We start from the raw sequence: 16,131 nt of genomic DNA on the forward strand, positions 1-16,131 counted from the left end.
ACTCATCATGCGCACGTCCCAACAACTGTTCGACCTCAAGGGCAAGACCGCCCTGATCACCGGCGGCTCGCGCGGCCTCGGCCTGCAGATCGCCGAAGCGCTGGGCGAGCAGGGCGCGACCCTGGTGCTGTCGTCGCGCAAGCAGGCCGACCTCGACGAAGCGGTGGCGCACCTGAAGTCGCGCGGCATCGAGGCTACCGCGATCGCGGCGGACGTGTCGCAGGAAGCCGCGATCAACGGCCTGGTGCAGGAAGCGATGAAGCGCCTCGGCCATATCGACATACTGGTCAACAATGCGGGCGCCACCTGGGGCGCGCCGGCGGAAAGCCATCCGGCCGAAGCCTGGGACAAGGTGATGAACCTGAACATCCGCAGCATCTTCCTGCTGTCGCAGGCAGTCGGCCGCGAGTCGATGATTCCACGCAAGTATGGCCGCATCGTCAATGTCGCGTCGATCGCCGGCCTGTCCGGCAACGGCCCGGAGTCGATGCAGACCATCGCCTACAACACGTCCAAGGGCGCGGTGGTCAACTTCACCCGCACGCTGGCCGGCGAATGGGGCCGCCACGGCATCACGGTCAACGCGATCGCCCCGGGCTTCTTCCCGTCCAAGATGACCCGCGGCCTGCTCGAGCAGCGCGGCGAGGAAAACATCGCCCGCCGCGCGCCGCTGCAGCGCATCGGCGACGACGAGGACCTGAAGGGCGCGGCGCTGCTGTTCGCGTCCGACGCCGGCAAGCACATCACCGGCCAGATCCTCGCGGTCGACGGCGGCGTCTCGGCGGTGCACTGATGCAGTCGACGGTTCCCGCGCTGCAGCCATTCCCGACCGAGATACCGTTCCTGCACGACCTCGGCGTCGACTTCCTCGGCATGGCCGACGGCCGCGCCGAAGTCGCGCTGACCTTGCAGCCGCGCCACATGAACAGCTGGCACGTGACCCACGGCGGCGTCGTCATGACGCTGCTCGACGTGGTGATGTCGATGGCCGGCCGGTCGCTGGACCCGGACGCGCGCGGCGGCGTCACCATCGAGATGAAGACCAGTTTCATGGAGCCGGGCGGCCGCGCCGGCGGGCGCATCGTCGCCCGCGGCCATGCCTTCCACCGCTCCCGCACCATGTGTTTCTGCGACGGCGAATTGTGGGATGGCGACCGCCTGGTGGCGAAGGCCATGGGCACGTTCAAGTACCTCAAGCGCACCGACGCCGGACCCCGCATCGAGCAGGGCTGACCGGCTTAACGTTCCATATCACCCAGGAGATTTTATGAGCACCTACAAGAAGATCGTTCTCGCATCGCGCCCGCAGGGGCAGGTCAGCCCCGACAATTTCCGGCTGGAAGAGGCGCAGGTGCCTGCCATCGGCGATGGCCAGATCCTGGTGCGCAACCATTACCTGTCGCTCGACCCGTACATGCGCATGCGCATGGAGGACGTGAAAAGCTACGCCGCGCCGCAGGAAATCGGCGCGGTGATGGTGGGCGGGACCGTCGGCGAAGTCGTCGAGTCGAAGAATCCGAAGTTCGCGGTCGGCGACAAGATCGTCGGCATGATGGGCTGGGCCGAGATGGGCGTGTCCGACGGCGTCGGCCTGCGCCGCGTGAAGGACGGCCCGATCCCGCTGTCGGCCTACCTCGGCTCGGTCGGCATGCCCGGCATGACCGCCTGGTACGGCCTGACCCAGATCATGCAGCCCAAGGCCGGCGAGACCATCGTCGTCTCGGCCGCGAGCGGCGCGGTCGGCAGCGTCGTCGGCCAGCTGGCGCGGGAGCGCGGCTGCCGCGCGGTCGGCATTGCCGGCGGCCCGGAAAAGTGCGCGTACGTGGTCAACGAGCTGGGCTTCAACGCCTGCATCGACTACAAGGCCGGCAACCTGCAGGCCGACCTGAAGGCGGCGACGCCGGACGGCATCGACGCGATCTTCGAGAACGTCGGCGGCGAGATCTTCGACGCCTGCGTCGCGCGGATGAACCCATTCGGCCGCATCGCGCTGTGCGGCCTGATCGCCGGCTACGACGGCGAGCCGATGGTGCTGAACAACCTGCGCAATTTCCTGACGATGCGGCTGTCGATGCGCGGCTTCATCGTTTCCGAGCACCCGGAGTTCTGGCCGCAGGGACTGCAGGAACTGGGCGAGCTGGTCGCGTCCGGCAAGCTCAAGTTCCGCGAATCGGTGGCCGAGGGCCTGGCCGCCGCGCCGGAAGCCTTCATCGGCCTGCTCAAGGGCAGGAACTTCGGCAAGCAGCTGGTCAAGCTGGTCTGAACGGGGCGCACATGAGCGACATCATCCTGCACCATTACCCGACTTCGCCGTTCGCCGAAAAGGTCCGGCGCGTGCTGGCCTACAAGAAGCTGCCGTGGAAGTCGGTGACGATCCCGGCCGTGATGCCCAAGCCTGACCTGACCGCGCTGACTGGCGGCTACCGCCGCACGCCGGTGCTGCAGGTCGGCGCCGACATCTACTGCGACACCGCGATCATCTGCGACGTGCTCGAGCGCATCGCGCCCGAGCCGTCGCTGTATCCGGCGCCGGTGGCCGGCCAGGCGCGGCTGCTGGCGCAGTGGGCCGACAGCACGCTGTTCTGGACCGTTATTCCCTATGTGTTCCAGCCCGCCGGCGCGCAGGACATCCTGGGCCACCTGAAGCCGGAGGAGATGCAGGTCTTCGGCGCCGACCGCGCCGCGATGCGCGGCAATGCGCCGCGCATGCATCCGTCCGACGCCGCGGCCGCGCTGCCGCAATACCTGCGCTGGCTGGACGACATGCTGGCCGGCGGTTCGCCGTTCCTGCTAGGCGCGCATGCCAGCATCGCCGACTTTTCGGTCTATCATTGCCTGTGGTTCCTGGCGCGGGCCAAGGCGCTGGCCGTGATCCTGGACCAGACGCCGCGGCTGCTGGCCTGGATGCGGACCATGGCGGCGTTCGAGCACGGCGCGCCGGAGGTGATTGGCGCCGAGGACGCGCTGGCAGTCGCGCGCTCGTCCACGCCCGCGCCGGCAAGCGGCCCGTTCGTCGACAGCCACGGCATCGCCGCCGGCGCGCAGGTCACGGTGACGCCCGCCGACTATGCGCTGGACCCGGTCGCCGGCGAGCTGGTGATGGCCAGCGAGCGGGAATATGCGATACGCCGCAGCGACGACCGGGCCGGCGCCGTGGTCGTGCATTTCCCGCGCATCGGCTACCAGCTGCGCGCCGCCGTCTAGCGACGGCATGCAGCGGCAACGACAATGACAATGACAACGACAGGCATCATCAAGGAGACAGCATGAAGACATTTGAAAACAAGGTTGCCGTCATCACCGGCGCGGCCAGCGGCTTCGGCCGCGAATTCGCCAACATCGGCGCCCGCCTCGGCATGAAGCTGGTGCTGGCCGACGTCCAGCAGGACGCGCTGGAAAAGGCCCGCGACGAACTGCTGCAGCAGGGCGCGCAGGTCACCGCGCTGCGCTGCGACGTGCGGCACGCGGCCGACGTGCAGGCGCTGGCCGACGAGGCGATGCGCGCATTCGGCGCGGTGCACCTGCTGTTCAACAATGCCGGCGTCGGCGCCGGCGGCCTGGTCTGGGAAAACACCCAGGCCGACTGGGAATGGGTGCTGGGCGTGAACCTCTGGGGCGTGATCCACGGCGTGCGCATTTTCACGCCGCTGATGCTGGAATGCGCGAAGAAGGATGCCGACTACCAGGGGCATATCGTCAATACCGCGTCGATGGCCGGCCTGCTGAACGCGCCGACCATGGGCATCTACAACGTCTCCAAGCATGCGGTGGTGTCGCTGTCGGAGTCGCTCTACCAGGACCTGAAACTGGTCGAGGCGCCGATCAGCGCGTCGGTGCTGTGCCCTTACTTCGTGCCGACCGGCATCTCGGCCTCGCACCGCAACCGTCCGGACGACCTGAAGCAGGACACGCCGGCCACCGCCAGCCAGCGGGCCGCGCAGGCCATGTCGGACAAGGCGGTCGGCTCCGGCAAGGTGTCGGCGGTGCAGGTGGCCGAATGGACCTTCGACGCGATCCGCGACGACCGCTTCTACATCTATTCGCATCCTGGCGCGCTGGGCAATGTGCAGCACCGGATGGAGGAGATCGTCACCCAGCAGAACCCGGGCGACCCGTATGCAGCCGCGCCGCATATCCGCGACATGCTGCGTGAAAAGCTGAAAGGCTGATCGAGCCGGGCCGGTTTCCATCCATTTTCGAGGAGTCGCGATGTCTGCTGCAATCAAGGACGGCCAGTTCGCCAGCCTGCCGAACGGCACCCGCCTGCATTACGCCAGCGCCGGCGAGCGCGGCAAGCCGCTAATGCTGTTTGTCCATGGTTTCCCGGAGTTCTGGTACGAGTGGCATGAACAGCTCGCCGAATTCGGGCAGGACTACTATGCGGTGGCGCCCGACCTGCGCGGTTTCAACCTGTCGGACATGCCGTCCGACCCGGCCCAGTACAAGCCCAGGATGATCATCGACGACCTGCGCCTGCTGGTCGCCGAGCTGGGCTACGAGCAATGCGTGATGGTCGCGCATGACTGGGGCGGCGCGATTGCCTGGAGCCTGGCGCTGGCGCTGCCCAAGCTGCTGACGAACCTGGTGATCGTCAATGCGCCGCATCCCTACCTGTTCATGAAGGCGCTGGCGCATGACCCGGCGCAGCAGGCGGCCAGCGGCTACATGAACTGGCTGCGCTCGGAAGGCTCGGAGCAGGCGCTGGCCAAGGACGGCTTCGCGATGATGGAAGGCTTCCTGACCGGCATGGGCAAGTCGCCGGCGCCCTGGTTCGCCGGCGACACGCGCGACAGGTATCACGCATGCTGGTCGCGCGGCCTGACCGGCGGCACCAACTACTACCGCGCCTCGCCGCTGCATCCGCCCACCGCGGAAAACCCCGGCCCGCTCAGGCTGGAAACGCAGATGAAGCCCGAAGACTTCACGGTCAGGGTGCCGGCCATGGTGATCTGGGGCGAGAACGACATGGCGCTGCCGAAGAGCCTGCTCGATGGCCTGGAAGAGGTCGTGCCCGGCGCGCGCCTGGAGCGCATACCGGAAGGCACGCACTGGGTGATCCACGAGCAGCCGCAGCGCATCAACGGGCTGATCCGATCCTTCGTGGGCTGACCGGCGGAGACCGCGATGACTGCAACCGCTACTACTGAAACGACGGCCGGCGTGCTGGACAGGCAGGCGCTGGTCGACCGGTTCGACCTGTCGGCGCTGACGCCGGACTTCTACCGGGACCCGTATCCCTGGTATCACGCATTGCGCGAACTGCAGCCGGTCAAGCGGATGCAGAACGGCAGCTACTTCCTGACCCGCTACGACGACGTGATGGCCGTCTACAAGAACCCGAAGGTGTTCAGCTCCGACAAGCACGCGGAGTTCGGGCCGAAGTATGGCGACACGCCGCTGTTTCGCCACCATACGACCAGCCTGGTGTTCAACGACCCGCCGCTGCACACCCGCGTGCGGCGCCTGATCGCGGGCGCGCTGACGCCGCGTGCGATCGCCGGGATGGAAGCGGGGCTGGTGACGCTGGTGGCGCAGTTGCTGGACCGGATCGAGGCGAAAGGCGACGCCGACCTGATCGAGGACTTCGCGTCGGCGATACCGATCGAGGTCATCGGCAACCTGCTGGCGGTGCCGCATGACGAGCGCGCGCCGCTGCGGGACTGGTCGCTGGCCATACTCGGCGCGCTGGAGCCGGTGCTGACGCCGCAGGCCGCCGGGCGCGGCAATGCGGCGGTCACCGAATTCAGCGCCTACCTGGAAGACCTGATCGCCCGCCGCCGGCGCGCGCCCGGCGACCCGGCGCATGACGTGCTGACGCGGCTGATCGAGGGCGAGGAGGGCGGCGAACGTCTGACGCCGGCCGAGCTGCTGCACAACTGCATCTTCCTGCTCAACGCCGGCCATGAAACCACCACCAACCTGATCGGCAACGGCCTGGTCGCGCTGCATGACAATCCCGCGCAGAAATCGCGCCTGCTGGCGGACCCGGAGCTGATCCGGCCCGCCATCGAGGAAGTGCTGCGCTACGAAAGCTCGAATCAGCTCGGCAACCGCATCACGACCGAGACTGTCGAGATCGGCGGCGTGCTGATGCCGCCGCAGACGCAGGTCACCGTCTGCATCGGCGCCGCCAACCGCGACCCGGCGCAGTTTCCCGACCCCGACCGCTTCGACATCGGCCGCACGCCCAATCGCCATGTCGCGTTCGCATCCGGCATACACCAGTGCGCCGGGATGAACCTGGCGCGGCTGGAGGGCCGCATCGCGCTGTCGGCTTTCCTGGCGCGCTTTCCCGATTTTGCGCTGGCCGGCCCGCCGGTGCGCGGCGGCCGCGCCAGGTTTCGTGGCTTTCTTGAAATACCCGCCCGCATCCGTTGATCGCGGGCGGCGCCTGACGCGTTCCCGCCGCGGGACGCGGCTTGCCCGCGATGCCGGCGGGCATGCAGCGCACGGGGTGCCGAAGAAAGGCCAGCCGATTGCCTAACTCCAGCCCGATGACATTCCGCCGCGCGCCCGTGCTGGCCGTGCTGCCGGCGCTGCTGGCGCTCGTGCTCGGGCTGGCTGCCACGGCCGCCCTGTTTCTCTGGACCCGGAGCCAGGAGCAGGAGCTGGAGCACGTCTTCTTCGAGCGGCGGGCCAACTTCCGCATCATGACCGTGCGCCAGGGCCTGGAGGAACTGGTCGAGACGCTCAACGACATCAACCGCGCGGTGTCGACATTCCAGCCGGTCAGCGCCGCGCAGTTCCATGCCTTCGTCCAGCCGTTCGCCAAGGGCGAACCCTATCCAAGCGCGATCGCCCTGTGCCGGGTGGTGACGCAGGCGCAAAGGTCGGACTACGAAGCCCGCATGCAGCAGTCCATACCCGGCTTCTCGATCACCGAACTGCTGGATGGGTCCATGCATCCGGCGCCGGTACGCGACGCCTACATTGCGGTCGAGTACCTGGAGCCGGGCGCGATCGAAGGCGTGGCCGCGGTCGGCTTCGACACGCTGTCGGTGCCCAGCCTCAAGCAGGCGATGGAACGCTCGGCCGTCACCGGCGCCACGTCGGCCGCCACGCTGTTCCGCTACCCCGACCTGCCGAACGTCCGTCCGCGTTTTGTGCTGGTCAAGCCGGTCTACCGGCCCGGCGCGGACATTGCCACGGGGGAGGCCCGCAAGGATGCCGTGATCGCTTACACCACCATCGGCATGCCGGCTGAAAAAACCATTGCCGGGATACTCGACGCATCCGGCATGCTGCGCATGCCCGGGGTGTGGATCTCGGTCCACATGGGCGAGGAGGGCGCGGACAGGCTGGCCTACGCGGACCCGGTCGAGGCCCAGTCCGGCCGCGGCGCCGGCTGGCCCTGGCCTGCCCGGAACGAGATGCGCATGCAGTCCCAGCAGTTCGAGGTGGCCGGGCTGAACTGGCGGGTGGAGGTCCGCGGGCAGGCGCTGGGCGCGGGGCCGGCCAGGCAGACCGGGTCGCTGCTGGTGGCCCTGTTCGGTGCGATCATCAGCATGATGGCGGCGTTCTACCTGTGGGCGATGGCGTCACGCAACTGGCGCGTGCGCCAGCTCGTGTCCGAGCGCACGGCTGCGCTGCATGCGGCCAACGATAGGCTGAATGCCGATATCGCGGCCCGCGAGCGGGTCGAGGGCGTGCTGCGCCGGACCGACCGGACATTGAAGAATGCGCAGCGCATCGCGCACGTCGGCAGCTGGGAGATCGACCTCGACAGCGGCGCGCACCACTGGTCCGACGAATGCTTCCGCATCTTCGGCCTGCCGGCCAGCGCCGACGGCGTGCCGTCGCTGGCCGCGCTGCCGCCGGCGACCCGCGCAATGTGGGACGCGATCCGCGACCGCCTGCTTTCGGACGGCGTCGACAGCGGGGAGCAGCGCATCGTGCGTCCGGACGGCAGCGTCCGCCACCTGATGCTGCACGCCGAACTTGCCGGCGACGCGGCGCAGGGACGCACCGCGGCCGGATCGGTCCTCGACATCAGCGAATTCAAGCGGGTGGAAACCGAGCTGCGGCAGTCGCAGGCCTCGCTGCGCGAACTGGGCGGGCACCAGGAACGCATCAAGGAGAACGAACGCAAGCGTATCGCCCGCGAGATCCACGACGAGCTGGGCGGGCTGCTCACGGGCATCAAGGCCTATGTGTCGGTCGCCAGCAGCCGGGTCGGCAGCGATGCGGCCGCCGCGCCGCTGCTGGCCGAGGCGATGGCCCAGACCGACACCGCGCTCGACACCGTGCGGCGCGTGATCGCCGACCTGCGCCCGAGCGTGCTGGACCAGCTCGGCGTCTGGGAAGCGATCGAATGGCTGGCGAGCCAGCTCGAGGCGCAGACCGGCGTCGCCTGCCACTGCACGATCGCGCCCGACCTGCCGCCGCCCGGGCCGGACGGCAGCGCGATGCTTTTTCGCATCGCGCAGGAAGCGCTGACCAATATTGCGCGGCATGCGAACGCCACGTCGGTCGAAATTTCCGCGCGCCGCGAGGACGACGACCTGCTACTGGAAGTCACCGACGACGGTGTCGGCATCGCCTTCGAAAAGTTGTCGGAACACTCGACCTGGGGGCTGCGCGGCATGCGGGAAAGGGCGCATTACCTTGGCGGCAGCCTCCATGTCGGCAATGCGCCGGCCGGTGGAACCTTGGTATCTCTACGCTTGCCACTGCTGGTGAAGTTAGCCGAAGAAACCCGGTAGTTCTGTCACTTTTAGTGAAAATAGCCAACATTTGTAGTTGATCCCCTACATTAAATACAGCGTTCACCGATAGCGTCGTCCCGCGGTCTTTTGGATACTTTGTGCTCGGCAGCAATCACTCTTGAAAAATTTAGCGGTGCTGCCTACTTCCAGGAGAGATAAAGATGACGAGCGAACAGCGTGTGAGCGGGCCGGCGGGCCTCTGGTTTTCCATCAAGATCGACAGCGAGGAATTCGTCGCACTGCTTGCCGCCGACGCGCTGGAACGCCTGCTTCACAATTCCGGCGCGCCGGTCGAGCCGCGCAGCGCCTACAAGCGGAATCGCAAGGTGATCGACGCGCTCGCCCGGCAAAAATTTCTCGACGGCTGCCCGCGGCCGATCAGGGTGGTGGCGGCGGACCTGAACTAGATCCTGCCCTATCCGCGCCCGGTCAGGCGCGATTCGCCGGTTTCGCCGGTATCGCGATGACGCGGTCGTCGGTTGCCACGAACACCCTGTCGCCCGGTCCCGGCGTTACCGGGTGGCCGCCGGTGAAGCTGCCGAAGGATGGCAGCATGCCGCTTTCCGGACCGAACATGAAGCAGGGCAGCCGCAGCGCGTCGGCGCGGGTCGCGAGCCGGTAGACCGGGTGGACATGACCTGCCAGCACGTAGCCGTCCGGGTGCGCCTGCGGATGGTGCGCGAACAGCAGCGGGCCGATCTTCCACGGTTCGTCGACCACCTCGATGCGCAGCGCGGCGGGCGGGTCGCCGGCATGCTTGTCATGGTTGCCGCGCACCAGCACCAGGTCCAGGCCGCTGCGCCGCTCCCGCCAGGCCGAGAGCGCGGCAACCGTCGCCGCCGCATGCGCATGGCGGGCATGCAGGAAGTCGCCGAGAAACAGGATGTTCGTTGCCTGGCAGGCGTCGACCAGCGCGTCGAGCGCCTGCAGGTTCTCGGTCGTTGTGCCGCGCGGCACCGGGATGCCGCCCGCGCGAAACGACGCCGCCTTGCCGAAATGGATGTCGGCAATCGCCAGCATCTGCCGCGCCGGCCAGTACAGCGCGCGCTGCGGCAGCATCAGCAGCCTTTCGCCTGCCACTTCGATTTCCAGCGCGCCGTCAGCCATGGCGTTTCCCCGGCAGCGCCGCCGCGTTTTCAAGCTCGCGCACCATCCGCGCGACGCGGTCGGACAATTTCTCGGTGCTCAGCTTTTCCCTGAAACGTTCCACCATCAGCGGGAACGCGAAGGGCGTCGCCCGCGGCACTTCGTGGAACGTCAGCGTGCGGCCGCGCATTTCAGCCAGCGTCTCTCGCAGCCGCGACAGCTCCAGCTCCTGTTCCAGCACTTCGCGCTGCGCCTGCGTCAGCAGCAGGTTGCCGGCGTCGTGCTTGCGGAAGACTTCGTAGAACAGGCTGGACGACGCCTGTAGCTGGCGGCTGCTTTTCTTCTGGTGCGGGTAGCCCTGGAACAGCAGCCCGGAAATCCGCGCGATCTCCCGGAAGCGGCGCTGCGCCAGTTCCGCCGCATTCAGGCTGGCCAGCACGTCCTCCAGCAGGTTGTCGTCGGAAAACAGATCGTGCATCGGTGCGGCCGGACGCTGCACCAGCCCCGCGAAGTCCACCTCGTCCGGGCACAGCAGTTCCAGCCCGTAGTCATTGACCGCGATCGAAAATGTCGCCGGACGCTGGCGCGCGATGCGGTAAGCCAGCAGTGAGCCGAGGCCGAGATGCACCGAGCGGCCGGCGAACGGGTAGAGGAACAGGTGCCAGCCTTCGCGGCTCCTCATCGATTCCAGCACGAGGACGCGCGCGGTGGGCAGGCTGGACCAGCGCTGCTGGAGTTCCAGCAGCGGCTGTATGGTCCGCATTTCCGGCCCCGGGTAGCGGCCGGCCGCGGCATCCTCGAGGCAGGCCAGCGCCGCATGCGCGAGTTCGGACGACATCGGCATCTTGCCGCCCTGCCAGCGCGGGACTGCGCCCTTGCGGCCACTGGCGCGGCGCACATAGGCGGTCATCTCGTTGATGCGGATGAACTCGAGCACGCGGCCGCCGAACAGGAAATTGTCGCCCTTGGCCAGCCGCGAGATGAAGGACTCCTCGACCGCGCCCAGCTTCGCGCCGGACAGGAACTTCACCTGTATCGTCGCATCGGCGACGATGGTGCCGATGTTCATCCGGTGCCGCCGCGCCAGCGTCGCGTCCGGCACCCGGTAGACGCCTTCCTCGTCCGGCAGCACGCGCCGGTATTCGGGATAGACCGCCAGGCTCTGGCCGCCGCGGGCGACGAAGTCCAGCGCCCATTGCCATTCGTCCTCGCCCAGCGCGCGGTAGGACCAGGCGCTGCGGACCTCGCGATACAGTTCGTCGGAGCGGAAGCCGCCGCCCAGCGCCATCGTCACCATGTGCTGCACCAGCACGTCCAGCGGCTTGCTGGGCGGCACGCGGGCCTCGACCTGGCGTTCCTTCAGGGCCCGCCGCGCGCCGGCCGCTTCCAGCAGCTCCAGGCTGTTGGTCGGCACCAGCGTGACCCGCGAACGGCGGCCGGGCGAGTGGCCGCTGCGCCCGGCGCGCTGCAGCAGCCGGGCGATGCCCTTGCAGCTGCCGATCTGCAGCACCCGCTCGACCGGCGCGAAGTCGACGCCGAGGTCCAGGCTGGACGTGCAGACCACCGCTTTCAGGCTGCCGTCCTTGATGCTCAGTTCCACCCAGTCGCGCACGCCCTTGTCGAGCGAGCCGTGGTGCAGCGCGATCAGCCCGGCCCAGTCCGGCCGTTCGGCCAGCAGGTTCTGGTACCAGATCTCCGACTGCGAACGGGTGTTGGTGAAGACCAGCGTCGACGGGCTGGCGTCGATCTCCGCGATCACCGCCTTCAGCATCGGGATGCCGAGATGGCCGCCCCACGGGAAACGGCCGATGTTCTTCGGCAGCAGCGTGTCGACCTCGATGTCCTTGTCGTTCGCGCCTTCAACCAGAACGCCCTGTCCCTCGCCCAGCAGCGCATCCTGCGCGACCTGCAGGTTGCCGATGGTCGCCGACAGCCCCCAGACCACCAGTTCCGGCCGCCACAGCCGCAGCCGCGCCAACGCCAGCTGCGTCTGCACGCCGCGCTTGCTGCCCAGCAGCTCGTGCCATTCATCGACGATGACCGCATCCAGGTGCCTGAACCGGGTATGCGCGTCGGCTGCCGACAGCAGCAGCGTCAGGCTTTCCGGCGTCGTCACCAGCACCGACGGCAGGTTGCGGGTCTGGCGCGCGCGTTCGGCCGAGCCGGTGTCGCCGGTGCGCAGGCCGCCGGTCCAGCCCGGCAGCAGCGCAGATGCCGGCGTCTCAAGCGCCTTCATCGTGTCGGCGGCCAGCGCCCGCATCGGCGTGATCCACAGCACCCGCAGGCCGGCGCCGGGCGCCGACTGGCCGCGCATGCCGCGCAGCAGCGCCGCCATCCACAGCGCATAGGTCTTGCCCGCGCCGGTTGCCGCATGCAGCAGGCCGGACTCGCCGCGCTGGAAGGCTTTCCAGACCTTGCGCTGGAACGGGAACGGCTTCCAGCCGCGTTCGGCGAACCAGGCGTCGACCGCTTCCTCGGGACGCAGCAGGTCGCCGGCTTCTTCGACCCGTGCGGCGCCGCGCGCGGCCTTCACGGCAGCATGCCCTGCAGCGTCGCCAGCGTGTCGGCCTCGTCGATTTTCTTGTCGTCGCGGATGCGCAGCATCCGCGGGAAGCGCACCGCGATGCCGGCCTTGTGGCGGCTGGAACGCGCAATGCCCTCGAAGCCGATCTCGAACACCATGGTGGGCTTTACGCTGCGCACCGGGCCAAACTTCTCGGTCGTGGTGCGGCGGATCGCCGCGTCGACCACGGCGATCTCGGCATCGGTCAGGCCGGAATACGCCTTGGCGAACGGCACCAGCTTGCGGCCGCCCTCCGGGTCGTCGTCCCAGACCGCAAAGGTGTAGTCGGTGTAGAGCGACGCCCGCCGGCCGTGGCCGGCCTGCGCATAGATCAGCACCGCGTCGATGCTGTAGGGGTCGATCTTCCACTTCCACCAGGTGCCGACGTCGCGCGTGCGGCCGACGCCGTACTGCGCATCGGCGCCCTTGACCATCATGCCCTCGACCGCGCGCGAGCGGGACGACTCGCGCAGCTCGGCCAGCGCATCCCAGTCGGACGCCTCGACCAGCGGCGACAGCACCAGCTGCGGCGACGCGACCGATGCGACCAGCGCTTCCAGGCGCCTGCGCCGCTCGCGCTGCGGCAGGCGGCGCAGGTCCTCGCCATCCTGCTCCAGCAGGTCGTAGGCGATCAGCGCCGCCGGCAGCTCCTGCATCATCTTCGCGGACAGCGTCTTGCGGCCGATGCGCTTCTGCAGGTCGGCGAACAGCGCCGGCGCGCCGTCCTGCCAGATCAGCACTTCGCCGTCGACCACCGTGCCTTCCGGCAGCGGCACCGCGCTGATCTCCGGGAAGCGGTCGGTGATCAGGTCCTCGCCGCGCGACCAGAGCCAGCTCTGGCCGCCGCGGCTGACCAGCTGCGCACGGATGCCGTCGTACTTCCATTCGACCATCCAGTCGGCGATGGGTCCGAGCGTGGCGGCGGGGTCGGTCTGCAGCGCATGGGCGAGGAAGAACGGGTAGGGCTGGCCGCCGCGCAGCTCGTGCTCGGCATCCGACTGCGGCGCGATCAGCTGCGCATAGCGCTCGGCGCTGGGCCGCACGCGGCCGTCTATCCAGCCCATCAGCCGCTGCGCCACCAGCTTGGCGTCGACGCCGGCGACCTCGCCCAGCGCGCGGGTCACCAGGAGCCGCGACACGCCGACCCGGAAGCCGCCGCCGATCAGCTTCATCAGCAGGAAGCGCTCGCGCCAGGCGGTTTCCTCCCACAGCGCAAACAGCGCGGTGCGTATGGTCTCGGGCGTGGCGCCGCGCAGCGGCAGGATGCGTTCGTCCATCCATACCGCCAGGCCGACATCGCTCTCGCTGGTCGGCGGCGGCAGGATGTGCGCAATGGTCTCGGCCAGGTCGCCGACCGCGTCATAGCATTCGTCGAACAGCCAGTCGTCCAGCGCCGCCCGCTCGATTGCATACTGGCGCAGCAATTTGGTCGGCACCGCCTGCCGCGGCTTGCCGCCAGCCAGGAAGTAGACCGCCCAGGCGGCGTCGGCCGGGCGGGCGCTGGCGAAATAGGCCTGCAGCGTCGCCAGCTTGCGGTTGGTCGCGGTGGTCGAATCCAGTTCGGTATAAAGGCGGGCAAATTCACGCATGGGCAGCCGGCTCCTTGCTCGCCTTCGCGTCGTCGGCCTTGACGTCCTCCCTGTCGTCGTCGCCGTATTCGGTGTTGAAGGCGCCGGCTTCCAAGCCGTTCTGCTGCAGCCAGCGCACCATGACCCCGATCTGGCCGTGGGTGACGATGACGCGGCTGGCCTCGGTCGCGCCGATGGCCGACATCAGCCCCGGCCAGTCGGCATGGTCGGACAGGATGAAGCCGCGGTCGACCGCCCGGCGCCGGCGCGCGCCGCGCAGCTGCATCCAGCCGCTGGCGAAGGCGTCGCTGTAGTCGCCGAAGCGGCGTATCCAGCTGCTGCCGCCGGCCGATGGCGGCGCAAGGATCAGCGCATTGCGAAACGCCGCCTTGCCGCCGGTGGCCTCGGTCACCAGCAGCGTCTCCGGCAGGTCGACGCCGCTTGCGCGGTAGGCGCGGTTCAGCGGCTCCACCGCGCCGTGGCAGAAAATCGGGCCGATGCTCGGGTCCAGCCCGGACAGGATGCGCTGCGCCTTGCCGAACGAATAGCAGTACAGCACGCTGGCGCGGCCTTCCTCCGCATTGGCCCGCCACCAGTCATTGATCTCGCCATACACCTCCGCCTGCGGCTGCCAGCGGTAGATGGGCAGGCCGAACGTGGACTCGGTGATGAAGGTGTCGCAGCGCACCGGCTCGAAGGCCGCACAGGTGGCGTCCGGCTCGACCTTGTAGTCGCCGGACGCGACCCAGACTTCGCCCTTGTACTCCATCCGCACCTGGGCCGAGCCGAGCACGTGGCCGGCAGGATGCAGCGAAATCGTCACGCCGTTGTGGACCACGGTGTCGCCATAGGCCAGCGTGTCGAGATCGATCTCGCCGAGGCGGGCGCGCAGCACGTTTTCCCCGGCTTCGGTGGCCAGGTACTTGCCGTGGCCCACGCGCGCATGGTCGGCATGCGCATGGGTGATGACGGCCCGTTCCACCGCCCGCCACGGGTCGATGTAGAACTGCCCGGGCACGCAATAAAGCCCTTCCTTCCTTGCCACCACCATGTCCGGCATGCGTCGCTCCCTATGCTTGTCTGGGAAGCATGATAGGGGTGAAACAGGCATGGTCAAACAGCGGCACGGGGGGAAGTGGCGCCCGCTTGATTGGAAACAAGCGGGCGCAGGCGAAGGTCCCTGGAGCCGGTCAGGGCAGTGCCTGATGCATCGGAAAGGCTGCGCCGGATTGGCCGTCTCCAGTCAGTCCTAGCGCGGATTGCCTGGATGTGGCAATCGATGATGTTTTCCCGGTAGCCCGGCAATATGAGTGCGATGGCGCGCTGGCCAGCCGAATTCATGGCCGGTGAGCGCTTAAACGATGTGCATCGACCGCCTCCATAGGCGCTGGGTGTCATGGGCATGGTCGAAGCCGACGTCTACATGACTGCCCCCGTGTCTGGCAGCCGGAACTGCGGCTGCCTTCCCGCGACCCATGCGCTGCAACAGCGTACCTTACCCCTGTCGTTAACCCGGAGAACGCCATGCGATTCCGCTTCATCACCTTCATCATCCTCATCGCTCCTGCCTTGCTGACCTCCCATCACGCCCGCGCCGACACCGGTTCCGATGGCTACCTTTGCTGCAACCTGCGCACCGACGGCAGATGGATCAGCGACATCAATTACATCGAGGACGGCAAGACCCTGATCCCGGCAGGCACGCCGGTCAAGGTGACCGGCCAGGGCAGGCAGCGCATCTACATCGAGGTGCTGGGCGGCCGGCAGGCGCTGGGCAACGACTACAGCCGCAACCTCGGCCTCGATGCCTTCGCATCCCGCTATATCGTCCGGGAAGACCCGTCACTGAAGCTGGCCACTTATCCCGAAAACATCCGCGCCGCCATCGCCGGCGCCCGCCTGACGCCGGGCATGACGCGCGAGCAGGTATTCATGGCGGTCGGCTATCCGGTGAGCAGCGAGAACCCCAGCCTCGCGGCCGCCACGCTGCGATTCTGGACCAGCAGCTTCGCCGAATTCCGGGTCAGCTTCGATGCCGGGGGACTGGTGACCGATGTGTCAGCCGACCCGGAAACGCGCAAGCTGGTGGTGTACGCGCCCTGACCGGATGGTTGCCCGGGGACGGCAGCTGCCTTGCCGCCGGCGTGGGTGAACCGGCACCGGAAATTCCCGGGAAAACCGTTGTTCCGGCATGCCCACGGATAAAATG

The 16,131-nt window shown here is 68.1% G+C and carries 14 protein-coding genes; 10 read left to right on the forward strand and 4 right to left on the reverse strand.

The window, feature by feature from the left end; all coding sequences use genetic code 11:
• The first annotated feature begins 7 nt into the window (after positions 1–7).
• The 9 genes from QOL82_RS03940 to QOL82_RS03980 all read left to right on the forward strand — a co-directional run bounded on the left by QOL82_RS03940 (position 8) and on the right by QOL82_RS03980 (position 9,112).
• Positions 8–793: an SDR family oxidoreductase gene (locus QOL82_RS03940; RefSeq protein ID WP_283440940.1), complete on the forward strand. Its 786-nt coding sequence runs from the start codon at positions 8–10 to the stop codon at positions 791–793.
• Positions 793–1,233 carry a PaaI family thioesterase gene (locus tag QOL82_RS03945; protein WP_283440941.1) on the forward strand — a complete coding sequence of 147 codons (441 nt, stop codon included), beginning with the start codon at positions 793–795 and terminating at the stop codon, positions 1,231–1,233. Before QOL82_RS03940 ends, QOL82_RS03945 begins: the two co-directional genes overlap by 1 nt.
• Positions 1,234–1,267: 34 nt before the next feature.
• Entirely contained in the window at positions 1,268–2,263 is a 996-nt protein-coding gene (locus QOL82_RS03950; protein ID WP_283440942.1) for an NADP-dependent oxidoreductase, read from the forward strand.
• Positions 2,264–2,274: 11 nt separating this feature from the next.
• Positions 2,275–3,204, forward strand: coding sequence for a glutathione S-transferase family protein (locus tag QOL82_RS03955; protein ID WP_283440943.1), 930 nt, complete (start codon positions 2,275–2,277; stop codon positions 3,202–3,204).
• A gap of 62 nt (positions 3,205–3,266) precedes the next feature.
• Entirely contained in the window at positions 3,267–4,169 is a 903-nt protein-coding gene (locus QOL82_RS03960) for an SDR family oxidoreductase (RefSeq protein ID WP_283440944.1), read from the forward strand.
• 40 nt (positions 4,170–4,209) lie between these two features.
• Positions 4,210–5,109: an alpha/beta fold hydrolase gene (locus QOL82_RS03965; protein WP_283440945.1), complete on the forward strand. Its 900-nt coding sequence runs from the start codon at positions 4,210–4,212 to the stop codon at positions 5,107–5,109.
• Between the two features lie 15 nt (positions 5,110–5,124).
• Positions 5,125–6,378: a cytochrome P450 gene (locus QOL82_RS03970; protein ID WP_283440946.1), complete on the forward strand. Its 1,254-nt coding sequence runs from the start codon at positions 5,125–5,127 to the stop codon at positions 6,376–6,378.
• 98 nt (positions 6,379–6,476) lie between these two features.
• Positions 6,477–8,702: a sensor histidine kinase gene (locus tag QOL82_RS03975; RefSeq protein WP_283440947.1), complete on the forward strand. Its 2,226-nt coding sequence runs from the start codon at positions 6,477–6,479 to the stop codon at positions 8,700–8,702.
• A gap of 164 nt (positions 8,703–8,866) precedes the next feature.
• Positions 8,867–9,112 carry a hypothetical protein gene (locus tag QOL82_RS03980; RefSeq protein ID WP_283440948.1) on the forward strand — a complete coding sequence of 82 codons (246 nt, stop codon included), beginning with the start codon at positions 8,867–8,869 and terminating at the stop codon, positions 9,110–9,112.
• A gap of 22 nt (positions 9,113–9,134) precedes the next feature.
• On the opposite strand, the gene pdeM is transcribed toward QOL82_RS03980, so the two are convergent.
• The 4 genes from pdeM to QOL82_RS04000 are packed head-to-tail and all read right to left on the reverse strand — an operon-like array spanning position 9,135 to position 14,982.
• The gene (gene pdeM, locus QOL82_RS03985; RefSeq protein WP_283440949.1) at positions 9,135–9,812 is read right to left on the reverse strand and encodes a ligase-associated DNA damage response endonuclease PdeM; all 678 of its coding nucleotides are present in this window, start codon (positions 9,810–9,812) and stop codon (positions 9,135–9,137) included.
• Entirely contained in the window at positions 9,805–12,279 is a 2,475-nt protein-coding gene (locus QOL82_RS03990) for a ligase-associated DNA damage response DEXH box helicase (RefSeq protein WP_430438441.1), read from the reverse strand. The genes pdeM and QOL82_RS03990 overlap by 8 nt, the downstream gene beginning before the upstream one ends.
• Before the next feature lie 41 nt (positions 12,280–12,320).
• Entirely contained in the window at positions 12,321–13,943 is a 1,623-nt protein-coding gene (locus QOL82_RS03995) for an ATP-dependent DNA ligase (RefSeq protein ID WP_283440950.1), read from the reverse strand.
• Positions 13,936–14,982, reverse strand: a complete 1,047-nt coding sequence (locus QOL82_RS04000; protein ID WP_283440951.1) for a ligase-associated DNA damage response exonuclease — start codon at positions 14,980–14,982, stop codon at positions 13,936–13,938. Before QOL82_RS04000 ends, QOL82_RS03995 begins: the two co-directional genes overlap by 8 nt.
• Before the next feature lie 464 nt (positions 14,983–15,446).
• Between QOL82_RS04000 and QOL82_RS04005 the strand changes: the two genes are divergently transcribed.
• On the forward strand, positions 15,447–16,025 hold the full coding sequence (locus QOL82_RS04005) for a hypothetical protein (protein ID WP_283440952.1): 579 nt from the start codon (positions 15,447–15,449) through the stop codon (positions 16,023–16,025).
• Positions 16,026–16,131: the final 106 nt, after the last annotated feature.

Origin of the sequence: Noviherbaspirillum suwonense, from assembly GCF_900182955.1 — a bacterium.
Classification (GTDB): domain Bacteria; phylum Pseudomonadota; class Gammaproteobacteria; order Burkholderiales; family Burkholderiaceae_D; genus Noviherbaspirillum_A; species Noviherbaspirillum_A suwonense.

Bases quoted from the DNA above. Each gene is read 5' to 3' on its own strand.
- pdeM (WP_283440949.1), bottom strand. From the start codon at position 9,812: ATGGCTGACGGCGCGCTGGAAATCGAAGTGGCAGGCGAAAGGCTGCTG.
- QOL82_RS03950 (WP_283440942.1), top strand. From the start codon at position 1,268: ATGAGCACCTACAAGAAGATCGTTCTCGCATCGCGCCCGCAGGGGCAG.
- QOL82_RS03995 (WP_283440950.1), bottom strand. From the start codon at position 13,943: ATGCGTGAATTTGCCCGCCTTTATACCGAACTGGATTCGACCACCGCG.
- QOL82_RS03955 (WP_283440943.1), top strand. From the start codon at position 2,275: ATGAGCGACATCATCCTGCACCATTACCCGACTTCGCCGTTCGCCGAA.
- QOL82_RS03970 (WP_283440946.1), top strand. From the start codon at position 5,125: ATGACTGCAACCGCTACTACTGAAACGACGGCCGGCGTGCTGGACAGG.
- QOL82_RS03960 (WP_283440944.1), top strand. From the start codon at position 3,267: ATGAAGACATTTGAAAACAAGGTTGCCGTCATCACCGGCGCGGCCAGC.
- QOL82_RS04005 (WP_283440952.1), top strand. From the start codon at position 15,447: ATGCGATTCCGCTTCATCACCTTCATCATCCTCATCGCTCCTGCCTTG.
- QOL82_RS03940 (WP_283440940.1), top strand. From the start codon at position 8: ATGCGCACGTCCCAACAACTGTTCGACCTCAAGGGCAAGACCGCCCTG.
- QOL82_RS03980 (WP_283440948.1), top strand. From the start codon at position 8,867: ATGACGAGCGAACAGCGTGTGAGCGGGCCGGCGGGCCTCTGGTTTTCC.
- QOL82_RS03945 (WP_283440941.1), top strand. From the start codon at position 793: ATGCAGTCGACGGTTCCCGCGCTGCAGCCATTCCCGACCGAGATACCG.
- QOL82_RS04000 (WP_283440951.1), bottom strand. From the start codon at position 14,982: ATGCCGGACATGGTGGTGGCAAGGAAGGAAGGGCTTTATTGCGTGCCC.
- QOL82_RS03965 (WP_283440945.1), top strand. From the start codon at position 4,210: ATGTCTGCTGCAATCAAGGACGGCCAGTTCGCCAGCCTGCCGAACGGC.